Annotated in this window: 25 protein-coding genes; 20 read left to right on the top strand and 5 right to left on the bottom strand. The window is 67.1% G+C overall.

Going from position 1 to position 22,328, the window contains the following annotated elements; all coding sequences use genetic code 11:
• Positions 1-7 precede the first annotated feature (7 nt).
• The 3 genes from QZX62_RS00645 to sucC are packed head-to-tail and all read right to left on the bottom strand — an operon-like array spanning position 8 to position 2,932.
• Positions 8-940, bottom strand: a complete 933-nt coding sequence (locus tag QZX62_RS00645; RefSeq protein ID WP_294171403.1) for an FAD-binding protein — start codon at positions 938-940, stop codon at positions 8-10.
• Positions 937-1,686, bottom strand: a complete 750-nt coding sequence (locus tag QZX62_RS00640; protein WP_294171401.1) for an electron transfer flavoprotein subunit beta/FixA family protein — start codon at positions 1,684-1,686, stop codon at positions 937-939. The genes QZX62_RS00645 and QZX62_RS00640 overlap by 4 nt, the downstream gene beginning before the upstream one ends.
• Positions 1,687-1,735: 49 nt before the next feature.
• Complete coding sequence (sucC, locus tag QZX62_RS00635; protein WP_294171400.1) at positions 1,736-2,932, bottom strand: ADP-forming succinate--CoA ligase subunit beta; 1,197 nt, start codon at positions 2,930-2,932, stop codon at positions 1,736-1,738.
• Between the two features lie 72 nt (positions 2,933-3,004).
• Here sucC and dinB point away from each other — a divergent pair, with 72 nt between their 5' ends.
• The 4 genes from dinB to QZX62_RS00615 all read left to right on the top strand — a co-directional run bounded on the left by dinB (position 3,005) and on the right by QZX62_RS00615 (position 6,371).
• The gene (gene dinB / locus QZX62_RS00630; protein ID WP_294171396.1) at positions 3,005-4,090 is read left to right on the top strand and encodes a DNA polymerase IV; all 1,086 of its coding nucleotides are present in this window, start codon (positions 3,005-3,007) and stop codon (positions 4,088-4,090) included.
• Positions 4,091-4,245: 155 nt separating this feature from the next.
• The gene (locus tag QZX62_RS00625; protein WP_294171394.1) at positions 4,246-4,791 is read left to right on the top strand and encodes a CarD family transcriptional regulator; all 546 of its coding nucleotides are present in this window, start codon (positions 4,246-4,248) and stop codon (positions 4,789-4,791) included.
• Positions 4,792-4,908: 117 nt separating this feature from the next.
• A complete protein-coding gene (locus QZX62_RS00620) occupies positions 4,909-5,631 on the top strand; it encodes a head GIN domain-containing protein (protein WP_294171393.1) in 723 nt (240 codons plus the stop codon).
• 35 nt (positions 5,632-5,666) lie between these two features.
• Entirely contained in the window at positions 5,667-6,371 is a 705-nt protein-coding gene (locus tag QZX62_RS00615) for a DUF2807 domain-containing protein (RefSeq protein ID WP_294171392.1), read from the top strand.
• On the opposite strand, the gene QZX62_RS00610 is transcribed toward QZX62_RS00615, so the two are convergent.
• Both QZX62_RS00610 and mgtE read right to left on the bottom strand, forming a co-directional pair.
• The gene (locus QZX62_RS00610) at positions 6,368-6,772 is read right to left on the bottom strand and encodes a DUF1489 family protein (protein ID WP_294171391.1); all 405 of its coding nucleotides are present in this window, start codon (positions 6,770-6,772) and stop codon (positions 6,368-6,370) included. The two genes, QZX62_RS00615 and QZX62_RS00610, sit on opposite strands and share 4 nt — an antisense overlap.
• Before the next feature lie 40 nt (positions 6,773-6,812).
• Positions 6,813-8,264: a magnesium transporter gene (mgtE, locus tag QZX62_RS00605; RefSeq protein WP_294171390.1), complete on the bottom strand. Its 1,452-nt coding sequence runs from the start codon at positions 8,262-8,264 to the stop codon at positions 6,813-6,815.
• A 112-nt stretch (positions 8,265-8,376) separates the two neighbouring features.
• Here mgtE and QZX62_RS00600 point away from each other — a divergent pair, with 112 nt between their 5' ends.
• From QZX62_RS00600 to QZX62_RS00525, 16 genes are all read left to right on the top strand, one after another.
• Positions 8,377-8,835 (top strand): peptidylprolyl isomerase, encoded by a 459-nt coding sequence (locus tag QZX62_RS00600; protein WP_294171386.1) that lies wholly within the window; start codon positions 8,377-8,379, stop codon positions 8,833-8,835.
• 85 nt (positions 8,836-8,920) lie between these two features.
• Positions 8,921-9,679: an SDR family oxidoreductase gene (locus QZX62_RS00595; RefSeq protein ID WP_294171383.1), complete on the top strand. Its 759-nt coding sequence runs from the start codon at positions 8,921-8,923 to the stop codon at positions 9,677-9,679.
• Between the two features lie 61 nt (positions 9,680-9,740).
• Complete coding sequence (locus QZX62_RS00590; RefSeq protein WP_294171381.1) at positions 9,741-10,229, top strand: SUF system Fe-S cluster assembly regulator; 489 nt, start codon at positions 9,741-9,743, stop codon at positions 10,227-10,229.
• 1 nt (position 10,230) lies between these two features.
• Positions 10,231-11,712, top strand: a complete 1,482-nt coding sequence (gene sufB, locus QZX62_RS00585; protein ID WP_294171380.1) for a Fe-S cluster assembly protein SufB — start codon at positions 10,231-10,233, stop codon at positions 11,710-11,712.
• Positions 11,709-11,963: a hypothetical protein gene (locus QZX62_RS00580; RefSeq protein WP_294171379.1), complete on the top strand. Its 255-nt coding sequence runs from the start codon at positions 11,709-11,711 to the stop codon at positions 11,961-11,963. Before sufB ends, QZX62_RS00580 begins: the two co-directional genes overlap by 4 nt.
• Before the next feature lie 7 nt (positions 11,964-11,970).
• Positions 11,971-12,711, top strand: coding sequence for a Fe-S cluster assembly ATPase SufC (gene sufC / locus QZX62_RS00575; protein WP_294171378.1), 741 nt, complete (start codon positions 11,971-11,973; stop codon positions 12,709-12,711).
• Positions 12,708-13,457, top strand: coding sequence for a SufD family Fe-S cluster assembly protein (locus QZX62_RS00570; RefSeq protein ID WP_294171377.1), 750 nt, complete (start codon positions 12,708-12,710; stop codon positions 13,455-13,457). The genes sufC and QZX62_RS00570 overlap by 4 nt, the downstream gene beginning before the upstream one ends.
• On the top strand, positions 13,454-14,644 hold the full coding sequence (locus tag QZX62_RS00565; protein ID WP_294171376.1) for a cysteine desulfurase: 1,191 nt from the start codon (positions 13,454-13,456) through the stop codon (positions 14,642-14,644). The genes QZX62_RS00570 and QZX62_RS00565 overlap by 4 nt, the downstream gene beginning before the upstream one ends.
• Entirely contained in the window at positions 14,644-15,114 is a 471-nt protein-coding gene (locus tag QZX62_RS00560; protein WP_294171432.1) for an SUF system Fe-S cluster assembly protein, read from the top strand. The genes QZX62_RS00565 and QZX62_RS00560 overlap by 1 nt, the downstream gene beginning before the upstream one ends.
• A complete protein-coding gene (locus QZX62_RS00555) occupies positions 15,114-15,470 on the top strand; it encodes an iron-sulfur cluster assembly accessory protein (RefSeq protein ID WP_294171374.1) in 357 nt (118 codons plus the stop codon). The genes QZX62_RS00560 and QZX62_RS00555 overlap by 1 nt, the downstream gene beginning before the upstream one ends.
• A 39-nt stretch (positions 15,471-15,509) precedes the next feature.
• On the top strand, positions 15,510-15,791 hold the full coding sequence (locus tag QZX62_RS00550; protein WP_294171373.1) for a hypothetical protein: 282 nt from the start codon (positions 15,510-15,512) through the stop codon (positions 15,789-15,791).
• 49 nt (positions 15,792-15,840) lie between these two features.
• The gene (gene thrS / locus QZX62_RS00545) at positions 15,841-17,865 is read left to right on the top strand and encodes a threonine--tRNA ligase (protein ID WP_294171371.1); all 2,025 of its coding nucleotides are present in this window, start codon (positions 15,841-15,843) and stop codon (positions 17,863-17,865) included.
• Positions 17,846-18,157: a GCN5-related N-acetyltransferase gene (locus QZX62_RS00540; protein ID WP_294171370.1), complete on the top strand. Its 312-nt coding sequence runs from the start codon at positions 17,846-17,848 to the stop codon at positions 18,155-18,157. The genes thrS and QZX62_RS00540 overlap by 20 nt, the downstream gene beginning before the upstream one ends.
• A gap of 106 nt (positions 18,158-18,263) precedes the next feature.
• The gene (infC, locus tag QZX62_RS00535; RefSeq protein ID WP_294171431.1) at positions 18,264-18,809 is read left to right on the top strand and encodes a translation initiation factor IF-3; all 546 of its coding nucleotides are present in this window, start codon (positions 18,264-18,266) and stop codon (positions 18,807-18,809) included.
• 19 nt (positions 18,810-18,828) lie between these two features.
• Positions 18,829-19,050: a hypothetical protein gene (locus QZX62_RS00530; RefSeq protein ID WP_294171369.1), complete on the top strand. Its 222-nt coding sequence runs from the start codon at positions 18,829-18,831 to the stop codon at positions 19,048-19,050.
• Positions 19,051-19,204: 154 nt separating this feature from the next.
• Complete coding sequence (locus QZX62_RS00525; protein WP_294171368.1) at positions 19,205-22,300, top strand: TonB-dependent receptor; 3,096 nt, start codon at positions 19,205-19,207, stop codon at positions 22,298-22,300.
• The last annotated feature ends 28 nt before the right edge of the window (positions 22,301-22,328 follow it).

The following is a 22,328-nucleotide window of genomic DNA, read 5'->3' as shown; positions in this document are numbered from 1 at the left end:
GCAGCGGCTATAGCTTCTCCGTCAGCTCCGGCACGAGCTTGAACAGGTCGCCGACCAGGCCAACGTCGGCGACCTGGAAGATGGGGGCTTCCTCGTCCTTGTTGATGGCGACGATGACCTTGCTGTCCTTCATCCCCGCGAGGTGCTGGATGGCGCCCGAGATGCCGATTGCGATGTACAGCTCGGGGGCGACGATCTTGCCGGTCTGGCCGACTTGGTAGTCGTTGGGGACATAGCCCGCATCCACCGCTGCGCGGGATGCGCCGACCGCCGCGCCGAGCTTATCGGCGAGCGGTTCGATCAGCTGGTGGAAGGCAGCGCCGGAGCCGAGCGCGCGGCCGCCCGAAACGATGATTTTGGCGCTGGTCAACTCGGGCCGTTCGCTTTCGCTGGCGTCCATGGAGACGAACTGCGAGCGGTCGTTCTGCACCCCGGCGTCGACCTGCTCGACCGCCGCGCTGCCGCCGCCGCGTTCGGCCTTGTCGAAGGCGGTGCCGCGGACGGTGAGGACCTTCTTGGCGTCCTTGCTGCGCACCGTCGCGATGGCGTTGCCGGCGTAGATCGGGCGGGTGAAGGTGTCGGGTCCCTCAACCGAGATGATGTCGCTGACCTGGCTGACGTCGAGCAGCGCCGCGACCCGCGGCGCGATGTTGCGGCCGGTGGTGGTAGAGCTGGCGAGCAGCACGTCATGATCGGCCATCAGCCGAGCGAGCAACGGGGCTACGGCCTCCGCCAGCTCATGGTCGAGCGCCGGATCGGCCGCGACCAGCACCTGCGACACGCCGGCGATGCTCTTGGCGTCCTCCGTCGCGCCAGCTGCGTCGGGGCCGATCAGCAGCAGGTCGACGTCGCCGCCGAACTTGGCCGCGGCGCCGAGGGTCGCGAGGGTGGAGTCCTTGACCTTGCCGCCGCTGTACTCGCCGAGAACCAGGACCTTCATGCCACCACTCCCACGCTCTTCAGCTTTTCGACCAGTTCATCGACGCTGCCGACCTTGGCACCGGCCTGACGCTTGGAAGGCTCGGCGACCTTGAGCGTCTCCAGCCGCGGGGCGGTGTCGACGCCGTAGTCGGCCGGCGTCTTCTGCGCGAGCGGCTTAGACTTGGCCTTCATGATGTTGGGCAGCGAAGCGTAGCGCGGCTCGTTGAGGCGGAGGTCGGTGGTGACGATCGCGGGCAGCTTCAGCGCCACCGTTTCCAGTCCGCCATCGACTTCGCGGGTGACGTTGACCGTATCGCCTGCGACCTCGACCTTGGACGCAAAGGTACCTTGGCCGTAGCCGGTCAGCGCGCCGAGCATCTGGCCCACCGCGCTGGAGTCGTCGTCGATCGCCTGCTTCCCGAGCAGGAACAGGCCGGGCTGCTCCTCCTCCGCGACCTTGGCGAGGATCTTGGCGACGGCCAGCGGCTCGACCTCCTCACCGCTGGTGACCAGGATCGCGCGGTCGGCGCCCATGGCGAGCGCGGTCCGCAGCGTTTCCTGTGCCTTGGCCGGGCCGATGGAGACGGCCACGATCTCGGTCGCGGCGCCCTTCTCCTTGAGGCGGATGGCTTCTTCGACGGCGATCTCGTCGAAGGGGTTCATGCTCATCTTGACGTTGGCCAGATCGACGCCGGTGCCGTCCATCTTGACCCGCGGCTTGACATTGTAGTCGATCACCCGCTTGACCGCGACTAAGACCTTCATATGCTTCTCCGTTGCGCTCCCGCGGAAGGCGGGAACAGCCACATGAAAACTAAGCTGCCTTCACCTCGGCCACGATCTTCTGCGCCGCGTCACCAAGGTCGTTGGCGGCGACGATCGGCAGGCCCGAGCCCGCCAATATGTCCTTGCCCTGCTGAACATTGGTGCCTTCGAGCCGGACCACAAGCGGCACCTTGAGATCGACCTCGCGCGCCGCGGCGACGATCCCATCGGCAATGATGTCGCACTTCATGATGCCGCCGAAGATGTTGACCAGAATGCCCTTCACTGCGGGATCGGCCAGGATGATCTTAAACGCCGCGGTCACCTTTTCCTTGGACGCGCCGCCGCCCACGTCGAGGAAGTTGGCGGGCTCCGCGCCGTTCAACTTGATGATGTCCATCGTCGCCATTGCCAAGCCCGCGCCATTGACCATGCAGCCGATGTCGCCGTCGAGCTTGATGTAGGCGAGGTCGTATTTGCTGGCCTCAATCTCCTGCGGGTCCTCCTCGGTGAGGTCGCGCAGCTCGGCCAAGTCTTTGTGGCGGAACATGGCGTTGCTGTCGAAGCCGACCTTGGCGTCGAGCACCAGCAGCTTGCCATCGTCAGTGACCGCCAGCGGGTTGATCTCGATCTGCGAAGCGTCGGTGCCGAGGAAGGCCTTGTATAGCTTGGCCAGCACATTCTGGGCCTGCTTGGCGAGGTCGCCGGTCAGGCCGAGCGCGGTCGCAACGGCGCGGCCATGGTGCGGCATCAGCCCGGTGGCAGGGTCGATGGTGACGGTCTCGATCTTCTCAGGGCTGTCGTGGGCGACCGCCTCGATGTCCATGCCGCCTTCGGTCGAGGCGACCACGGCGATGCGGCCGCTTTCGCGGTCGACCAGCAGGGCCAAGTAGAACTCACGGGCGATGTCCACGCCGTCGGTGATGTAGAGCCGCTGAACCTGCTTGCCCTGCGCGCCTGTCTGGATGGTGACCAGGGTCTTGCCGAGCATCTCCTCGGCATGCTCGCGAACCTCGTCGATCGACTTGGCCAGCCGGACGCCACCCTTGGCGTCAGGCCCGAGCTCGGTGAACTTGCCTTTACCGCGGCCGCCGGCATGGATCTGCGCCTTGACCACCCACAGAGGGCCGGGAAGCTGCTCGGCAGCCTTCACCGCCTCCTCGACGCTCATCGCCGCGTGGCCGGCCGGCACCGGCACGCCGAACTTTCCCAGCAGCTCTTTCGCCTGATATTCGTGGATGTTCATGGATGATCCTGAAAGTAAGGTCGGGCGGCCTTAAGCATGACTCCGGCGGGAAGCCAAGCTAGGGAACGGGGCGTGAACGCTCCTGGCTCGAGTCCGCTCCGCAAGATCATCCACATCGACATGGATGCCTTCTTCGCCAGCGTTGAACAGCGCGACAATCCCGAGCTTAGAGGCAAGCCGGTGGCGGTCGGCGGCGGGCACCGCGGGGTGGTCGCGGCCGCGAGCTACGAGGCTCGGGTGTTCGGCGTCCGCTCGGCCATGCCCTCCGTCACCGCCAAGCGACGCTGCCCCGACCTCCTGTTTGTGAAGCCGCGGTTCGATGCCTACAAGGAGGTCAGCGGGCAGATCCGCGCCATCTTCGCGGACTTCAGCGAGCAGATCGAGCCGCTAAGCCTCGACGAGGCCTACCTCGATGTAACGGAGGACCGGCACCGGCTCGGCTCCGCCCGCGCCATCGCCAAGGAGATCCGCCGCCGCATCCGGGAGGAAACGCAGCTCACCGCGTCGGCCGGCGTGTCCTACTGCAAGTTCGTCGCCAAGCTCGCCTCCGACCACAACAAGCCGGACGGGCTGTGCGTGATCCGCCCGCAGGACGCGCCGCGGTTCATCGCAACCCTGCCGGTGGGGCGGTTCCACGGGATCGGTCCCAAGACCGCGGAAAGGCTCAACCGGATGGGCATCGTCACCGGCGCCGACCTGCAGGGGCTGAGCCGCGCCGAGCTGGAAGGCCGCTTCGGCAGCTCGGGCGAATGGTATTGGCGCATCTGCCGCGGCCTCGACGACCGTCCCGTCCGCGCCTCCCGCCAGGCCAAGTCGGTCAGCGCCGAGCGGACGTTCGATACGGACCTGTCCGAGCCGGCTGCGCTCCACACCGAGCTAGAGCGGGTGGCGGGCCTGGCCTGGGCACGGATCGAGCGCTCGGGCGCGGCCGGGCGCACCGTCACGCTCAAGGTCAAGTTCGCCGATTTCGAGCTGATCACCCGTTCCAGGAGCTTCGCCGATCCGATCTGCGATTTTCCGAGCTTTGCGGCCGCCGGACGCCTGCTGCTCGCCTGCCTCATGCCGGTGCCAAAGGGGGTGCGCTTGCTAGGCCTCGGAATCCACAACATTAAAATGGTTAACGACAGTAGCCCCTTGCAGCTGGGTCTAGCGATCTGAATCAGTTTGTGTTAAAGACTTGTGTCAGTTGCTCGTCACGTCCGGTGGCGTTCGCACAGCAGGAAGCTTTATCGGAAGAGCTCACGACCAGGGGCCGGCTTGGGGGCACTGGTGTCGCGTGCGGCTTTTCCCATCACAAGTAGGAAGGTGAACGAATGGCAGCGAAGGCGTTGAGCTTCGACGTTGGCGATTATGTTGTTTACCCCAAGCATGGTGTGGGCCGCGTCGTTGAACTGCAAAGCACGGAGATCGCCGGCACCCGGCTCGACCTCTACGTGCTCCGCTTCGAGAAGGAGAAGATGACGCTCCGGGTTCCCGTCAACAAGGCGGACTCGGTGGGCATGCGCAAGCTGTCGTCGGACAAGACGATGCAGGCCGCACTGGAGACGCTCAAGGGCAAGCCGAGGGTCAAGCGCACCATGTGGTCGCGCCGGGCCCAGGAATATGAAGCGAAGATCAACTCGGGCGACCTTACGTCGATCGCCGAGGTGACCCGTGACCTGTTCCGCCCCGACGACGCGCCCGAGCAGAGCTACTCGGAGCGGCAGATTTTTGAGGCCGCTTCGTCCCGTCTGGCGCGCGAGCTGGCAGCGATGGAACAGACCGACGAGAAGGCGGCCTTGGCCAAGATCCTCGAGATCCTCAACAAGGCCGTGCTCACGCACCAGAAGAGCAAGGAGCTGGTCGACGAGGAAGATTGATAGTCGACTTGCCGGTTGATCGGAAAGGGCGCTCCCTCACCGGAGCGCCCTTTCTTTTGTCCCTTGCCGCTACATTTGTCTTGCTGTATTAGGCGTTCAACACAGCACGGGAGATGGATGATGCGCACCTTGTTCTTCACGGCCATCGCGTTGGGCGTGGCAGCGTGCAGCGCCGGGCAGGCGCAGAGCGCGGGACCCGAAATCGCGCGGACCTTTCCCGTGTCGGCGTTCGATAAGATCGAGGTCGCCGGACCGTTCGCGGTGGACGTGTCGACGGGCCGGCAGCCGTGGGTCGCTGCGCGGGGCCCTTCCGCCATTGTCGAGAAGATGGAAGTCGTCGTGGAGAACGGCACGCTCAAGATCCGTCCCGAACGACGCCGTGGCATGTTGAACGGCTGGTCATCGAGCACTCGCGGCACGGTCAGAGTGGCGGTCAGCGTGCCCATGCTGCGCGCCGCGGCGATCGCCGGCTCGGGGGACATGGCGGTAGACCGGGTCGCAGCCGAGTCCTTTCACGCGTCCGTTGCCGGTTCCGGCGGCCTTCGGTTGCCCCAGGTGCAGGTGGGCTCGCTGCGGCTGGAGATCGCCGGCTCGGGCGATGCGACAGCGGCCGGCCGCGCGGCGGCGGCTCACTACGAGATCGCCGGGTCCGGGAACATCCAGGCCGGGCAGGTCGCCACCGACCAAGCCCGCGCCGAGATCGCGGGCTCCGGCAACATCGATGCGAACGTCCGCTCATCGGCGCGGGTGGAGATCGCCGGCTCGGGCAACGTCCGGGTGACCGGCGGCGCCAAGTGCAACGTGAGCAAGGCCGGCTCGGGCACCGTGCAATGCTCTTGAGGGTGCGTTAACCATGGCGTGCGAGGGTCGGACCCATGATCCGACCCGCGCACCTTGCCCTCGCCCTGACCGCCGCCCTCTGCTTCGCCGCGCCTGCTACTGCCGCCACCCGGAGCTACACGGTCACGAGCTTCGACCGGGTGCGGGTGGATGGCCCCTACTCGGTGCAGCTGACGACGGGCAGGTCACCGTTCGCCCAGGCCAGCGGCAGCGCACAGGCGCTGGATGCCCTCAGCCTGAAGGTCGAGGGCCGGACGCTGGTCATCCGCCACAACGCCTCGGCCTGGGGCGGCTACCCCGGCCGAGCCCAGGATCCGCTCGAAGTCAACGTCGGCACGCATGAGTTGACCGTGGCCTCGCTGAACGGAGCGGGCACGCTGCTGATCGACAGGGTCAAGGGCCTGACCTTCGAGTTGTCGGCCCACGGGGCGGGCCGCGCGGAGATCGGGGAAGTGCAGGCCGACCGGCTGGTCGTGGCGTTGTCCGGAACGGTGACCTCGCGCGTCGCCGGCAGGACGCTCAAGCTTACGGCAATCGTGCGCGGCGCCAGCAGCCTGGACGCGAGCGGGCTGGCGGTGAAGGACGCGCTGCTGAGCGCCGAAGGTCCCGCCCAGCTGACCGCGGCCGCGAGCGACACGGCGCGGGTGGACGCCAGCGGCACCGCCCAGGTCGAGCTGACCGGCCGACCGGCCTGCACCCTCAAGGTGCTGGGGTCGTCGACGGTTTCCGGCTGCCGCTAGAGCAGCGCCAACGCCGCCAGCTTGCCGTAGAGCGGCGGCGGAAGCAGCCCGATGCCGCTGTCGTCGTTGTCGCCGGGCTTGGGCGCGTCCGCGGGGTCGAGGTAACGCCAGCCCTGGTGCGCGCGCTTGGGCTTTGCCGGCACCGGAAGGAGCTGAGCCGAGCAGACGATGTCTAAGCGCCCGTCGGCGCGATCGTCGAAGCGGAGGATCTGCTGGCAGGCGACCAGCCGGTGCTTGACGATCCAGAACAAGGAGCCGCCGACCAGCTCCTCCATCCGGCGCGGGCGCATGCGGGTAACGACGCGCACTTCGCCGCCATCGTCGCGCCCGGCGATACGCTTCTCAAGCGCCGGGAGGTCGCGGCAGCCGACGGCGACTTTGGTCAGGTGGAGTGACGCCATGACGCAGCCTTGCCGCAATTAGCCGGGCTAGCACAAGAGCTTAGCCGGTCAGGCCGGCTGCCGTCGCGAGTCCCAGGAACAGCAGAAAGCCCATGGAGTCGGTGACCATGGTGACGAACACGCTGCTGGCCACTGCCGGGTCGGCGCGCAGCCGCTCCAGCGTCAGCGGCACCAGCACGCCGGCCAGCCCCGCGATTAGGATGTTGAACAGCATGGCTGCCGCGATCACTCCGCCGAGCTGCGGGCTGCGAAGGATCAGCGACACGGCGACCCCGATCAGGGCCGCCACAGTGACCCCGTTGAGCAGCGCCACCCGCATCTCTCGTCCGACCGCCCGCCACCGATTGGACCCGGTCAGCTGGTTGGTCGCCAGCGCGCGCACCGTCACCGCCAGCGTCTGAGTCCCAGCATTGCCGCCTACTCCCGCGACGATCGGCATCAGCACAGCCAAAATTGCGAGCCGCTCGATGCTTCCTTCGAACATGCGGATCACGGTGGACGCGACCAGCGCGGTCAGCAGGTTGGCGATCAGCCAGCGGACCCGGGCCTTGTAGCTTTCGGTCACCGGCTCGTTGATGTCGCCTTCGCCCGCGCCCGACAGCAGCAGCACGTCCTCGCTGGCTTCTTCCTGGATGATGTGCACCACGTCGTCGACAGTGATCATGCCCACCAGCCGGCCGCTGCCGTCCACCACCGCCGCGGACACCAACGCGTACTTCTGGAAGCGGAGCGCGACGTCCTCCTGATCCATGTCGACCGGGATCAGCGTCTGCTCTTCCTGCATGATCTCGGTGACCGGCGTGGAGCGCGGCGAGCGGAGGATGGTGGACAGGCGGCAGGTGCCGGCCGGATGGTGGCCGGCGTCGACCACGAACACTTCCCAGAAATCGTTGGCCAGTTCCTCGCCCGAGCGGAGATAGTCGATGACCTGGCCGACAGACCAATGTTCGGGCACCGCGATCAGGTCGCGCTGCATCAGGCGACCGGCGGACTCCTCGGGATAGGTGAGCGCTTCCTCGATTGCGGCGCGATCGTCGGGCTCCATCCGGCGGAGCACGGCGCGCTGCTCGTCCTCCTCCAGGTCCTCGATCAGCGCGACCGCGTCGTCGGTCTCGAGCTGGCCGGCTAGGTCGGCGACCTGCTGCGGCTCCATCTCGTCGATGAGCGCCTCGCGGACGTGGTCGTTCAGCTCCGCCAGCACCTCGGCGTCGACCAGGTCTGCCAGCGCGGCGACCAGCCCCTCGCGCTCGTCGGCGCGGGCGAGTTCGATGAGGTCGGCAACGTCCGCTGGGTGGAGCGGCGCCACGAGGCGGCACGCAGTGGCGATGTCGCCCGCTTCAACCGCGTCGAGCACCTGCTCCACGAAGTCGGGGCGGAGCCGGTCCTCGGCATCCATTATGCCTTTGTCCGGCTCGGCCTGTGGGGGCGGCACCATCAGCAGTTCGCCATCTGGCGCAGGGGCGGCGGTGGCGATGTCCTCGCGTTCGCTCATGCCCTTGGTTCCCTTGCCTTGCGCCCGGCGCTTCCTATGGCCCCGCCCGCTCTGGCGCAAGGCGAAGCCGGCCCCTACATGCGCCCCCATCCCATCAACAGGAGCTTGCCCGATGGCCGACGCGCCGCAAACGCTGACCTTGACCCTTTCGACCGGCGGCGACGTCGTCATCCGCCTGCGGCCCGACCTGGCGCCCGGCCACGTCGAGCGCATCGCCAAGCTGGCGAGCGATGGCTTCTACGACGGTGTAGTGTTTCACCGCGTGATCCGGGGCTTCATGGCCCAGGGCGGCGATCCCACCGGCAGCGGCAGCGGCGGCTCGAAGGAGCCGGACCTCAAGGCCGAGTTCAACGCGGAGCCGCACGTGCGGGGCACCTGCTCCATGGCGCGGACTAACCAGCCGAACACCGCCAACAGCCAATTCTTCATCTGCTTCGACGACGCGAGCTTCCTCAACCGGCAATATACGGTGTGGGGCCAAGTCGAGAGCGGGATGGAATATGTCGACAAGCTGCCGGTGGGCGAGCCGCCGCGGGAGCCGGGGAAGATCGAAAAGGCGGTCGTGGCTTAGTGCTCCTGCGAAGGCAGAAGCCCAGTTCACTTCCATGGCCGGGGAAAGGTCACTGGACCCTTGGCTTCGCAGGGGTACAAACGAGATGACCCAACCCATCGCCCTCGTCACCGGCGCGTCCGCGGGACTTGGCGCCGACTTCGCCCGGCAGCTGTTGGCCGATGGCGCTCGCCTCCTGCTGGTAGCGCGCCGCAAGGAGCGGATTGAGGCGCTTGCTGCCGAGCTCGGCAACGCCCGCGCGGTCGCCCTGGACCTGTCGCAGGCGGACGCGGCCGAGCGTCTCATGGCGGACGTGGCCGCGCACGACGAGCATGTCGATTTGCTGGTCAACAATGCCGGGTTCGGCCTGGCCGGGCGCTTCGCCGCGCATGATGGCCCGACGCTGCGGCAGATGATCGACCTCAACTGCGGCGTGCTGACCGACCTGGCGCACGCCGTGCTGCCCGGCATGCTCGAGCGGCGGCGCGGCGGCATCCTCAACGTCGCGTCCACCGCCGCCTTTCAGGCCGGCCCGGGCATGGCGGTCTATTTCGCCACCAAGGCCTATGTGCTGAGCTTCACCGAGGCCTTGCACGAGGAGATGCGCGGGGCCGGCATCCACGTGACCGCGCTCTGCCCCGGCCCGGTCGCGACCGAGTTCGCGGAGGTCGCAGGCTTCGGCAAGGCGCAGACCTTCAACAAGCTCGGTGCCGGCAGCGCGGAAGTGGTCGCGGCGGGGCTCGCGGCACTCGACCGCAACCAGGCGATCATCGTTCCAGGCGTCGTCAACAAGGTCGCCGCGCAGAGCCAGCGCTTCCTGCCGCGCGCGCTGATCCGACGTGCTGTTGGAAGCGTGAAGATCTAGGCGCACACCGTTGTAAATCGGGGCGGATGCGCTAAATCGGACAGGAAAGCTCCGATTAGCAATGCGCCTGACCCATCTCGCCGATTACGCGGTCGTGATCATGACCGCCGCCGCTCGCAGCCCCGCGGGTGAGCGCCTGTCCGCGGCCGCGCTGGCGGCGGAGACTGGCGTGCCGGTGCCGACTGCGCAGAAGCTGATGGGCAAGCTGGCGGGCGCGGGCCTGCTTCAGAGCGTTCGCGGGGCCGGCGGTGGGTTCGTTCTGGCGGGCTCGCCCACCGACATCAGCCTGGCCGACATGGTCGAGGCGGTGGAAGGGCCGATTGCCATGACCCAGTGCAGCGGCTCGGAGGAAGCATCCGACTGCGCGCTCGACGCACACTGCCGGGTCAAGCCGCACATGAGCGTGGTCAGCCGCGCGGTCCGCGGGGCATTGGCCGCGGTCACACTCGAACAACTCGCAAGGACCCCGGCGAACGCCGGGGTCCAGCCCTCAATTACTGCGCGTAACACTCACGACTGGGCCCCGGCTTTCGCCGGGGTGCAAGGATAAGATGAACCAGGAAATCGCACTCAAGAACCGCGAAGCCCACGAGGCAGCGGAGAAGCTCGCCACTTATGAGTGGGGCTTCACCAGCGACATCGAGTCCGAGTTCGCGCCCAAGGGACTGAGCGAGGATACTGTTCGCTTTATCAGCGCCAAGAAGGGCGAGCCCGAGTGGCTGCTGCAATGGCGGCTGAAGGGCTATCGCGCCTGGCTGGAGATGGAGGAGGTCGACTGGGCCAAGCTCCACATCCCGGCGATCGACTACCAGGACTCCTATTATTACGCGGAGCCCAAGAAGCGGCCGACACTCGCCTCGCTCGACGAGCTCGATCCGGAGATCCGCCGCACCTACGAGAAGCTCGGCATCCCGATCGAGGAGCAGAAGGTGCTCGCCGGCGTCGAGGGCGCGCGCAAGGTCGCGGTGGACGCGGTGTTCGACAGCGTCTCGGTCGCCACCACCTTCCGCGAGGAGCTGGAGCGGGCGGGGGTCATCTTCCGCTCGATCTCGGAGGCGGTGAAGGAATATCCCGACCTCGTCCGCAAGTACCTCGGCTCGGTCGTGCCGCAGCGCGACAACTTCTTCGCCTGCTTGAACTCGGCGGTCTTCTCCGACGGCACCTTCGTCTACATTCCCGAAGGCGTCCGCTGCCCGATGGAGCTGTCGACCTATTTCCGCATCAATGCCGAGAACACCGGCCAGTTCGAGCGCACCCTGATCGTCGCCGACAAGGGCAGCTATGTCAGCTACCTCGAAGGCTGCACCGCGCCGATGCGCGACGAGAACCAGCTTCATGCCGCGGTGGTCGAGATCTTCGCGCACGAGGACGCGGAGGTGAAATACTCCACCGTCCAGAACTGGTACCCCGGCGACGCGGAAGGCCGCGGCGGGATCTACAACTTCGTCACCAAGCGGGCGATGTGCTCGGGCGCGCGCTCCAAGGTCAGCTGGACCCAGGTCGAGACCGGCAGCGCGATCACCTGGAAGTATCCCAGCTGCATCCTCAAGGGCGAGGGCAGCGTCGGCGAGTTCTACTCGGTCGCGCTGACCAACAACCGGCAGCAGGCCGACACCGGCACCAAGATGGTGCACATCGGCGCGAATACCCGCTCGACCATCGTCAGCAAGGGCATCAGCGCCGGCCGCTCCGACAACACCTATCGCGGGCTGGTGAAGGTGCTGCCCGGCGCGGAGAACGTCCGCAACTTCACCCAGTGCGACAGCCTGCTGCTGGGCGACCAGTGCGGCTCGCACACCGTGCCCTACATCGAGGTCAAGAACCCGACCGCGACCATCGAGCATGAAGCGACCACGTCCAAGATCAGCGAGGACCAGCTGTTCTACGCCATGGCGCGCGGGCTCGATCAGGAGGCGGCGGTGGCGTTGATCGTCAACGGCTTCGCCCGCGAGGTGCTGAAGCAGCTGCCGATGGAGTTCGCCGTGGAAGCGCAGAAGCTGCTGGGGATCAGCCTTGAGGGGAGCGTTGGGTGAGCCTGTTGGTTTTCGCCTTTACTGCCATGTCATCGGCCGAGCCCTGCGCCGATGTGCGGCGCGAGCAGGGTGCATTTACCGGCCGCACGACTGTCCGCATCGAACAACTTAATCGCGCTTTGCGTCGCCCTGACGGGTCGCACCGTTCGCCCACAGCCAAGGAGCGGCGGGAATTTGCCGCAGTCGAGGTGGAAGTTGAAGAGTTCATCACTCGGTTCAACTCGCGTTTGAGCAATTGTCGGGGAAACTGAAGCAGACATGCTCCAAATCACCAACCTCCACGCGACCGTCGCGGACAAGCCGATCCTGAACGGCCTCACCCTTACCGTTCCGGCGGGCGAGGTGCATGCGATCATGGGGCCGAACGGGGCGGGCAAGTCGACGCTCGCCTATGTGCTTGGCGGGCGGCCGGGCTATGAGGTGACGGACGGTTCCGCGACCTTCATGGGCGAGGACCTGCTGGCGCAGGAGCCGCACGAGCGCGCCGCCGCAGGCCTGTTCCTCGGCTTCCAGTACCCGGTCGAGATTCCGGGTGTCTCGTCCATGCAGTTCATCCGCGAGAGCCTCAACGCCCAGCGCCGCGCCCGCGGCGAGGCGGAGCTGTCGGGCGCCGAGTTCATCCGACTGGCCCGCGCCGAGGCGACGGAGCTGGGCATGGACGTCGAGATGCTCAAGCGCCCGGTCAACGTCGGCTTCTCCGGCGGCGAGAAGAAGCGCGCCGAGATGGTCCAGATGGGCATCATGCGCCCGCGTTTCGCGGTGCTGGATGAGACGGACAGCGGGCTCGACATCGACGCGCTGCGGATCGTCGGCGCCGGCATCAACCGGATCATGCGCGCGCCCGATCGCGGGGCGCTGCTGATCACCCACTACCAACGGCTGCTGGAGGTGGCCCGGCCGGACAAGGTGCATGTGCTGGCTGAAGGGCGGATCGTGCGGAGCGGCGGTCCGGAGCTGGCGGTCGAGCTTGAGCGCGAAGGTTACACGGAGCTCGCATGACCGCGCCCTTTCCCACCCGCAAGGCGGAGGCCTGGCGCTACGCCGACCTGGATGCGCTGAAAAGCGTCTGGGACGAGCTGCCCGGCGCCGAGACGATCACGCTGGCCAAAGGCGAGGCCCGGCAGCAGGTGTGGATCGGCGACGGCTCGCCCGTCGGCGTCCGCACGGTGCAGGTTGAGCTCGCCGCGGGCGCGTCGATCGACATCTTCGCGCTCAACACCGCACCGCAATACGGCCGGGTCGAGCTGGACGTTGCCATGCACGAGGGCGCGCACTTTGCGCTGCATGCGGCCAACATCGGCGGCGGCAAGGCAACCCAGGAGATCGTGACGGCGGTCCGCCACCTGGAGCCGAACGGCACCTCGCGCCAGACCGTGCGCAGCGTCCTCGCCGGCACCGCGACCGGCAGCTATCTCGGCAAGGTCGCAGTGGCGCGGCATGCGCAGAAGACCGACGGCGAGCAGTCGGTCAAGGCCATGCTCCTCGACCGCGGCGCAACCGCCAACTGCAAGCCCGAGTTGGAGATCTACGCCGACGACGTGAAATGCGCACACGGCGCTAGCGTCGGCGAGCTCGACCCCGACCAGCTGTTCTATGCGCTGAGCCGCGGGCTCGATCCGGCGAGCGCCAAGGCGCTGCTGCTGGAGGGATTCGTGCTGCAGCTGTGGGACGAGGTGGCGGACGAAGCGCAGCGCGAGGCGCTGATCGAGGCCAGCCGCGCGGCGCTCAGGAGTGTGGTGGCATGAACCTGCAGACCACCATTCACGCGAACCTGGACGTCCGCGACCAGTTCCCGGCGATCGCCGGCTGGCATTATCTCGACTCCGCTGTCTCCGCGCAGAAGCCGCAGGCGGTGATCGACGCCATCGCGCGCGCCTATGCGCAGGACTACGCCTCCGTGCACCGCGGCGTGTACCAGCGCTCGGCCGACATGACCCTGGCCTATGAGGCGGCGCGGGCGCGGGCGGCGAACCTCATCGGCGGCGCGGCCGAGGAGACGATCTTCACCCGCGGCGCGACCGAGGCGATCAACCTCGTTGCGCAGGTGCTGCCCAAGGAGGGCCGCACCCGCGTGCTGCTGTCCGCGCTGGAGCACCACAGCAACATCGTGCCTTGGCAGCTCGCGGGCTACGAAATCGACGTGGTGCCGCTGACCAGCGACGGGCGGATTGACCTCGACGCGGCTGAGCGGCTGGTGGCCGACCAGCACCGTGTGGTCGCCTTCGCGCATGTGTCCAACGTGCTCGGCTCGATCCTCGACACGAAGCGGGCGGCGGAGATCGCGCACAAGGCTGGCGCGCTGCTGCTGCTCGACGGCTGTCAGTCCGCGCCGCGACTGCCGGTGGACGTGCGGGCGATCGGTGCCGATTTCTACACCTACTCCGGCCACAAGCTCTATGGGCCGACCGGCATCGGTGTGCTGTGGGGGCGCAAGGCGCTGCTCGAGTCCATGCCGCCATGGCAGGGCGGCGGCGCGATGATCGATCAGGTGAGCTTCGCGCGCACCACCTTCATGCCCCCGCCCCAGCGGTTCGAGGCGGGCACCCCGCACATTGTCGGCGGCATCGGGCTGGCCGCAGCGATCGACTGGGTCGAAGGGATCGGGGTCGAGCGGCTTCACCGGCATGAGGCGGCCCTGGTCGCGGAGGGCCGCGAGCGCTTGCGTGCACTCGGCTTCGTCCGGCTGTTCGGGCCGGACGAGAGCGCCGGCATCGTCAGTTTCGAGGTCGAGGGGGTGCATCCGCACGACGTCGGCACCATCTTGGACGACGCGGGCGTGGCGATCCGGGCCGGGCACCATTGCGCCCAGCCGCTGATGGAGTTGCTCGGCGTTCCCGCGACCTGCCGGGCGAGCTTTGCGGCGCACTCGGACAGCTCTGACATCGATGCGCTGGTGGATGGGCTCAAGCGCGTGCAATGGATATTCGGATGATGGGTGAGGAACGCAGGATCGAGATCGAGGAAGTGACGGAAGTGACGCCGCCGCCGCGCGCCCGGGTGGAGCTTGAGACGCCGTCGGAGACTTTCGAGCGCAAGCGCGACTATCTGGCGGGCTTCCTGGCCGAGAAGCCGGCCGAGGCACCCGCGCACGGGACGGGCGGCGACTTGCAGGCGGCGATCGTCGAGACGCTGAAGACCATCTACGATCCCGAGATTCCGGTCGACATCTACGAGCTCGGGCTGATCTATGACGTGGCGGTCAGCGAGAATTGCGACGCGGTGGTCACCATGACCCTGACGACGCCGCACTGCCCGGTCGCGGAGTCGATGCCGGGCGAGGTCGAGCTGCGGGTGCTGTCAGTACCGGGCGTGCGCGATGCCGAGGTCAAGCTTGTCTGGGACCCGCCCTGGGACCCATCAAAGATGAGCGACGAGGCGCGGCTCGAATTGGGGATGTTGTGATGGTTGAGGTCAAGACCCGCATACGCCCGGCCGCGATCGCGCTGACGCCAGCTGCCGAGCAGCGCGTGGCCGAACTCATGTCGCGCGCGCCTGAAGGGGCGGTCGGGGTCAAGCTCTCCACCCCGCGCCGCGGCTGCTCGGGGCTCGCCTACTCGGTCGACTACGTCAACGCCGAGGACAGGTTCGACGAAAAAATCGAGACGCCCGGCGGGACCTTCTACGTCGACGGCGGGTCGATCCTCTATCTGGTGGGCTCGGTCATGGACTGGTGCGAGGACGATTTCACCGCGGGGTTCGTGTTTACCAATCCGAACGCCAAGGGCGCCTGCGGCTGCGGAGAAAGCTTCACCGTCTAGCGCAAGCTATGGTATGCTCGGCGGATGAGGAGGCGAGTCATGCGCACCTTGCTGCTTCCCTTTGCCGCCGTCGCTCTCGGTGCCCCGGCCGAGCCCATCGTAGCACCGACGCCGGTCACGAACATGCCGGTGGTGAACCCGCTGCAGCAGCCGGCAGACTGTCCGGAGACGCCCATGTCGCTCGCCCGCAAGCAGGCCGAGCGCCCGCAGGCCATCCCGCTTGACCAGTTGCCTGAGGCGAACATGTTCGCCGCGGTGGACCGTAGGATAGGTGGCTGCCCTGCTCCCCTTGTTCTCAGCGCGGAGCCGCTCGGGCGGTAAGCCCTTGGGGGGTGCACATCGGCTCGCGCAATCGCTACATACGCGGTCTATGTCCAAGATGTTCAAGATCTCGCTCCCGGACGGGTCGGTCCGGGAGATGCCGGAAGGTTCGACTCCCGCTGACGTCGCCGCGGCGATCGGGCCGGGGCTGGCCAAGGCGGCGCTGGCGGCGCGCGTCAACGGCGAGGTGCGCGACATCACCCGCCCGTTCGAGGAAGATGCCGAACTCGCGCTGATCACCGCGCGCGACGAAAGGGACGCGCTGGAGCTGGTCCGCCACGACTTCGCGCATGTGCTCGCGGAGGCGGTGCAGAACCTCTACCCGGGGACGCAGATCACCTTCGGTCCCGCGACGGACGATGGCTTCTACTACGACTTCGCGCCGGCGCCCGGCCGTGGCCCGTTCACCGAAGAGGACCTGCCGACGATCGAAGAGGAGATGCGCCGCGTTATCGGCCGCGATGAGCCGCTGATCCGCGAAGTGTGGCAGCGCGAGGACGTGCGCGACTTCTTCCGGCGTCAGGGCGAGAGCTTCAAGGCCGAGTGGGTGATGGAACTGCCCAAGGGCGAGCCGATCACCATGTATCGTTCCGGCAAGGCCGACCACAATTGGCTGGACCTCTGCCGCGGGCCGCACCTCGCCTCGACCGGGAAGCTCGACCCGCAGGCGTTCAAGCTGACGCGGGTGTCGGGCGCCTACTGGCGCGGCGATCCGGCCAACCCGATGCTGAGCCGCATCTACGGCACGGCGTGGCTCAATAAGAAGCAGCTCGCCGAGCACCTTACCCGGCTGGAGGAGGCGGCCAAACGCGACCATCGCAAGATCGGGCGCGAGATGGATCTGTTCCACCTGCAGGAGGAGGCGCACGGGTCCATCTTCTGGCACCCCAAGGGCTATCTCATCTGGCGCGAGCTTGAGGCCTACATGCGCCGGCGGCTGGACGCAGGCGGCTATCAGGAGGTGAAGACCCCGCAGCTGATGGACGCGCGCCAGTGGGAGAAGAGCGGCCACTGGGGCAAATATCGCGAGAACATGTTCATCGTGCCGGACGAGATCCCGTCGGGCGAGGACGAAGGGCCGGTGCTGTCGGGCGACGCGCAGCTGATGGCGCTGAAGCCGATGAACTGCCCGGCGCACGTGCTGATTTTCAAACAGGGCATCACCAGCTATCGCGACCTGCCGCTGCGCATGGCCGAGTTCGGTTGCTGCCACCGCAACGAGCCCCACGGCGCGCTGCACGGGCTGATGCGGGTGCGGCAGTTCACGCAGGACGACGCGCACATCTTCTGCCGCGAGGACCAGCTGGTGGAGGAGGTCGCGTTGTTCTGCGACCTGCTCGACCGCGTCTACCATGACCTCGGTTTCGACAAATACGCGATCAAGCTCGCGCTGCGGCCTGACAAGCGGTTCGGATCCGACGAGATGTGGGACTGGTCGGAGCAATCGCTGCGCGATGCGGTGGCGGCGACCGGCCGCAACACGGCGGAGTTCGGCTGGGAGGAGCTGCCGGGCGAAGGCGCCTTCTATGCGCCCAAGCTTGAATTTCATCTCACGGACGCAATCGGGCGGACCTGGCAGGTCGGGACGATCCAAACCGACACGGTGTTGCCGGAACGGCTGGACGCGACCTATGTCGGCGAGGACGGCGCCCGGCACCGCCCGGTCATGCTGCACCGCGCGATCCTGGGGTCGTTCGAGCGGTTCATCGGCATTCTCATCGAGCATCACGCGGGCCGGTTCCCGCTGTGGCTGGCGCCAGTGCAGGCGGTGGTCGCGACCATCGTGTCGGACGCGGACGGCTATGCCGAGGAGGTCGCGGCCAAGCTCCGCGCGGCGGGGCTGCGGGCCGACACCGACCTTCGCAACGAGAAGATCAACTACAAGGTGCGCGAACATTCGCTGGCCAAGGTCCCGCTGCTGCTGGTCGTCGGCAAGCGCGAAGCGGAGGAAGGCACGGTGGCGGTCCGCCGCCTGGGCTCTGACGATCGTCAGCAGATGATGCCCTTGGACGAGGCGATCGCCACCTTCGCCGCGGAAGCGGTGCCGCCCGACCTTGTCCGCCGGCCGGGCTGAGCTGGAAGGGCGCTGGCTGCAGCTCACCCGCGTTGCGCTGCCGGAGGTGGCGGTCCAGCGCGGCTGGCTGCTGCGCTTCGACCATTGTTTTCAGCGCGTGCTGCTCGACGCCGCATGCGGATGCTGCTGGTACGAACGGATCGAGGGCCGGCCCGCTTATCGCCACGCGCCCGGGCCGGTGCTGGTGAAAGCCGTGGAGCTTGGCGAAGCGCTGCTTGCGGGAACGGCGGACCTGCCCGCGCTCAACCGCAAATCGCTCGCCTTGCGCGGTCGCCTGCGGACCGGCAATTGACGCCATGCCGCCACAGAGCGCGCCAAATCGGTTGAAGCCCCTTCCCATTGCCCGCCGCAAGCCTTAGCTCGCGACGCTAGAACCAACTGCATCAGGAGACTCAGCTATACCACCGCCCTATCCGCGCCGTCCGCAGGCGCCGCCGCAGTTCACCGGCCCTCGCTACAACGAGTTCATCCAGTCCCAGAAGGTCCGGGTGATCGACGAAAACGGCGAGAACCTGGGCGTGATGTATACGCGTGAGGCTTACGAGCAGGCGGTTGGCGTCGGGCTCGACCTGGTCGAAATCAGCCCCAACGCCGACCCGCCCGTTGCCAAGTTCCTCGACATTGGCCGCTTCAAATACGAGGCGCAGAAGAAGGCTAACGAGCAGCGCAAGAAGCAGAAGACGCAGGAGATCAAGGAGATCAAGATGCGTCCAAACATCGACGACCACGACTATGGCACCAAGATGAAGAAGGTCGTGGAGTTCCTGGAGGAAGGCGACAAGGTCAAGGTGACCATGCGCTTCCGCGGCCGCGAGATGGCGCACGGCCAGCTCGGCATGGCGGTGCTCCAGCGGGTCGCGGAGGAAACGGGCGGGATCGCCAAGGTCGAGGCGCACCCGCGGATGGAAGGTCGCCAGATGCTCATGGTGCTGTCGCCCAAGTAACCGAGCTTCGGGAAGCCGCATGCCGCATACGCCTGACTGTTCCAAGTGCGGGTCCAGCATGGCGGCAGGCTTCGTCTTGGATCAGACCGATAGCTTCTATGTCGTAGGCAAGTGGATCGCCGGCGCGCCCGTGAAAAGCATCTGGACCGGGCTCAAGCTCCGCGGTCGTGATCAGCACGAGATCACGACCTTCCGCTGCGGGCGCTGCGGCTTTCTTGAAAGCTACGCGCTCTCGACTTGACCTTGCCGCATCGCGGCAGGACTATGCTGCACCGCACTATGTTGCTCCTTGGTAACAGCGGCTGGGGATAACTGGCCGTTAACTGCCCCCTTCGCTTCCAAGGGCCTCATCGCTGCACTAGCGTCCCCACCACAAGATTTCTGGAGGGGAACCCATGCGCAAGTCCACCTGGCTGTTGTCGGCCTGCCTGTTCGCTCTTTCGACACCAGCCTTTGCTCAATCCACGACAGAGGCGGACACCGACACTGACCGTGGCGGCGCAGAAGCGACTCAGGGCGCGACGACCGAGGCTGGCGCGGTTGACGACACTGCGGACACGGAAAACGCCGATCAGCAGACCGGCGACATCGTGGTCACCGCCACCCGCCGCAACGAAGCCCTGTCCGACGTCCCGCTGGCAGTCAGCGCGGTCACCGCGCAGCAGCTGCAGAACACAGGCGCTGCCGACATCCGGCAGCTGCAGCAGGTCTCGCCATCGCTGCTGGTCTCCTCCACTTCGTCCGAAGCAGGCGCGGCCGTGGCCCGCATCCGCGGCATCGGCACCGTGGGCGACAACCCGGGCCTCGAGAGCTCGGTCGGCGTGTTCATCGACGGCGTTTATCGCTCGCGCACCGGAACCGGGCTGACCGAGCTTGGCCAGATCGATCGGATCGAGGTGCTGCGCGGGCCGCAGGGCACGCTGTTCGGACGCAATACTTCCGCGGGCCTCATCTCCATCATCACCGCCCGGCCGCAGTTCCGTCCGGAGGTCAACGGCGAGCTGACGGTCGGCAACTATGACTTCCGCCGGGTCGAGGTGGGCGGAACCGGCCCGATCAGCGACACGCTGGCCGTGCGCGCCGACGCCATCTACCTGAAGCGCGACGGCTTCCTGGAAGACGTGATCTCCGGCCGCGACGTCAACGACCGCAACCGATACCTGCTGCGCGGCCAGCTGCTCTTCAAGCCTAACGACGACCTGTCGGTCCGGTTCATCGGCGACTTCGCCAAGCGCGACGAGGAATGCTGCGCGGCGGTCTACCTGCCGACGGAGGACATCGTCGCGGTGGGCGGCGAGGCGACCAGCCAGCCGTCTACCATTGCTTTCATCGAGCGTGGCATTGGCGCGATCATCAACGACGATCCCTACGACCGCGAGGTCTCCATCACGCCGGGGCGCAGCTACCGCCAGGACGTCAAGGACGGCGGCGTGTCGGCCGAAGCGGTGTACGATTTCGGTGGGGCGGAGCTGACGTCCATCACCGCCTGGCGCACTAACAAGTACATCCGCGGTCAGGACGCCGACTTCAACAACCTCGACATCCTCTACCGCGACGACGACGGCACCGCCTTCAACCGCTTCCGGACCTTCAGCCAGGAAGTCCGGCTGCAGGGCTCAAGCTTCGGCGACCGGGTTGACTGGCTGTTCGGCGGCTATCTCGCGCGCGAGAAGCTGCGGGTCCGCGACAACCTGGCCTATGGCGACGATTATGGCCGCTTCGCCAACTGCCTCGTTGCGAACAACTTCGCTCAGGTGACCGGGCAGGCCGCGCTGCTGCAGCCGGGCACGCAGCCGACCTGCTTCCAGCCGCTCGTGGCGGGGGGGATCAGGGCCGCGTTGCTGGCGCAGTTCAACGCGGCGGTGGCGGCGGGCAACCTCGCCGCCGCGCAGGCCATCGCCGGCAACATCACGGTGCTCGGCGCCTTTGCGCAGCTCAACAATGCCGGACTCTCGCCGCTCATCCCGGGGGTGAACTTCGGCGCCGCTCCGTTCGGCACCAGCGGCTTCAGCAACCTCTCGCTGGCGCTCGGCGGAGGCCCGCGCGCGTTCACCGATCAGACGGACGACACCTTCAACCAGACCAGCAACAACCTCGCGCTGTTCACCCACAACATCTTCTCGATCACCGATGCGCTGAAGCTCACGGTGGGCGCCCGCTACACGCGGGAGAAGAAGACTCTGAACGTTGACCTCAACGACTTGAACGCGACGCCCCTGTGCGGCGTGTTCTCAGGCGGGGCGCTGGCTTCCCTGCAGCAGATCCCCTGCGTTATCCCCAGCCTGCCGGGCGGCAGCCTGCAGGAGCGGGACTCGCGCAAGGAGAACAAGCTGACGGGCACGGTGGTGCTCAGCTTCAAGCCGACCGACAACCTCCTGACCTATGCCAGCTACTCGCGCGGCTACAAGGCAGGCGGGTACAACCTCGATCGCTCGGCGCTGTCCCGCACGGTTGCGCTCAACAGCTCGGGCGTTCCCGTCGCAGGCGCGGTGACCACCGCCGCCACGATCGAAGAGCTGGAGTTCCGGCCCGAGATCAACGACGCCGTCGAGCTCGGCGCCAAGTACAACGGCCGCGGCATCGACGTGAACGTTGCCCTGTTCCGCCAGCTGTTCCGCGACTTCCAGCTCAACACCTTCAATGGCATCAACTTCTTCGTCGAGAACGTCAATTCGTGCGAAGACGACCTTGACGGCGCGGACACCGACAACGCGCAAGTGGTGCCGACCGGCGAATGCGACGGCGACACCCGGGCTGGCGTGAAGAGCCGCGGCGTCGAAGTGGAAGTGTTCACACGCCCGCTGCCAAACGTCTACTTCAATGTCGGTGCGACCGTGTCCGACACCAAGTACCGTAACAACCTGGTCGGTGCGGACGGCCGGGCGCTCAGCACCGCGCTGTTCCAGCTTCCGGGCCGGCGCCTGTCGAACAGCTCGTTGTACACCCTGACCGGTAGCTTGGCCTGGACCCCGCCGATCGGTACTACCGGCCTCAAAGGGCTGTTCTACCTCGACGGCCGCTACCAGTCGAAGTTCAACACCGGCTCCGACCTCGACATCGAGAAGATCGAGAACGGCTACACCACCTTCAACAGCCGGGTGGGCGTGCGCGGTCCCGACGATCGCTGGGCGGTTGAACTCTGGGCGCAGAACATCTTGGACACCAACTACAAGCAGGTGGCGTTCGACGCGCCGCTGCAGGGCAGCTGCACCACGCGCGGGGCCCTGAACGGCTTCTGCTCGCCGGTGGCCAACCGTTCGACCCAGCTGTTCGGGGCGTTTCTGGCCGAGCCGCGGACCTTCGGCCTGACGCTGCGGGCTAACCTGAGGCCGGCGCAGCGGGTCGCGGAGGTCGCTCCCCCGCCGCCGCCACCGCCTCCGCCGCCAGTGACAACCCAGACCTGCCCGGACGGCACGGTGGTCGAAGCGACTGCGGCTTGCCCGCTGCCACCGGCGCCGCCGCCCCCGCCGCCTGCGCCCGAGCGCGGCTGATCGGAATGTAAACAAGAGGAGAGCCTCG

Origin of the sequence: uncultured Sphingomonas sp., from assembly GCF_902806265.1 — a bacterium.
Lineage (GTDB): Bacteria > Pseudomonadota > Alphaproteobacteria > Sphingomonadales > Sphingomonadaceae > Sphingomicrobium.
This window is presented reverse-complemented; position numbering and strand designations above follow the sequence as displayed.

Bases quoted from the DNA above. Each gene is read 5' to 3' on its own strand.
- QZX62_RS00615 (WP_294171392.1), top strand. From the start codon at position 5,667: ATGATCCGACCCGCGCACCTTGCCCTCGCCCTGACCGCCGCCCTCTGC.
- QZX62_RS00525 (WP_294171368.1), top strand. From the start codon at position 19,205: ATGCGCAAGTCCACCTGGCTGTTGTCGGCCTGCCTGTTCGCTCTTTCG.
- QZX62_RS00570 (WP_294171377.1), top strand. From the start codon at position 12,708: ATGACCGCGCCCTTTCCCACCCGCAAGGCGGAGGCCTGGCGCTACGCC.
- sufC (WP_294171378.1), top strand. From the start codon at position 11,971: ATGCTCCAAATCACCAACCTCCACGCGACCGTCGCGGACAAGCCGATC.
- QZX62_RS00640 (WP_294171401.1), bottom strand. From the start codon at position 1,686: ATGAAGGTCTTAGTCGCGGTCAAGCGGGTGATCGACTACAATGTCAAG.
- QZX62_RS00610 (WP_294171391.1), bottom strand. From the start codon at position 6,772: ATGGCGTCACTCCACCTGACCAAAGTCGCCGTCGGCTGCCGCGACCTC.
- QZX62_RS00560 (WP_294171432.1), top strand. From the start codon at position 14,644: ATGGGTGAGGAACGCAGGATCGAGATCGAGGAAGTGACGGAAGTGACG.
- QZX62_RS00600 (WP_294171386.1), top strand. From the start codon at position 8,377: ATGGCCGACGCGCCGCAAACGCTGACCTTGACCCTTTCGACCGGCGGC.
- QZX62_RS00590 (WP_294171381.1), top strand. From the start codon at position 9,741: ATGCGCCTGACCCATCTCGCCGATTACGCGGTCGTGATCATGACCGCC.
- QZX62_RS00645 (WP_294171403.1), bottom strand. From the start codon at position 940: ATGAAGGTCCTGGTTCTCGGCGAGTACAGCGGCGGCAAGGTCAAGGAC.
- sucC (WP_294171400.1), bottom strand. From the start codon at position 2,932: ATGAACATCCACGAATATCAGGCGAAAGAGCTGCTGGGAAAGTTCGGC.
- QZX62_RS00620 (WP_294171393.1), top strand. From the start codon at position 4,909: ATGATGCGCACCTTGTTCTTCACGGCCATCGCGTTGGGCGTGGCAGCG.
- QZX62_RS00550 (WP_294171373.1), top strand. From the start codon at position 15,510: ATGCGCACCTTGCTGCTTCCCTTTGCCGCCGTCGCTCTCGGTGCCCCG.
- thrS (WP_294171371.1), top strand. From the start codon at position 15,841: ATGTCCAAGATGTTCAAGATCTCGCTCCCGGACGGGTCGGTCCGGGAG.
- sufB (WP_294171380.1), top strand. From the start codon at position 10,231: ATGAACCAGGAAATCGCACTCAAGAACCGCGAAGCCCACGAGGCAGCG.
- QZX62_RS00530 (WP_294171369.1), top strand. From the start codon at position 18,829: ATGCCGCATACGCCTGACTGTTCCAAGTGCGGGTCCAGCATGGCGGCA.
- QZX62_RS00555 (WP_294171374.1), top strand. From the start codon at position 15,114: ATGGTTGAGGTCAAGACCCGCATACGCCCGGCCGCGATCGCGCTGACG.
- QZX62_RS00625 (WP_294171394.1), top strand. From the start codon at position 4,246: ATGGCAGCGAAGGCGTTGAGCTTCGACGTTGGCGATTATGTTGTTTAC.
- QZX62_RS00565 (WP_294171376.1), top strand. From the start codon at position 13,454: ATGAACCTGCAGACCACCATTCACGCGAACCTGGACGTCCGCGACCAG.
- QZX62_RS00595 (WP_294171383.1), top strand. From the start codon at position 8,921: ATGACCCAACCCATCGCCCTCGTCACCGGCGCGTCCGCGGGACTTGGC.
- mgtE (WP_294171390.1), bottom strand. From the start codon at position 8,264: ATGAGCGAACGCGAGGACATCGCCACCGCCGCCCCTGCGCCAGATGGC.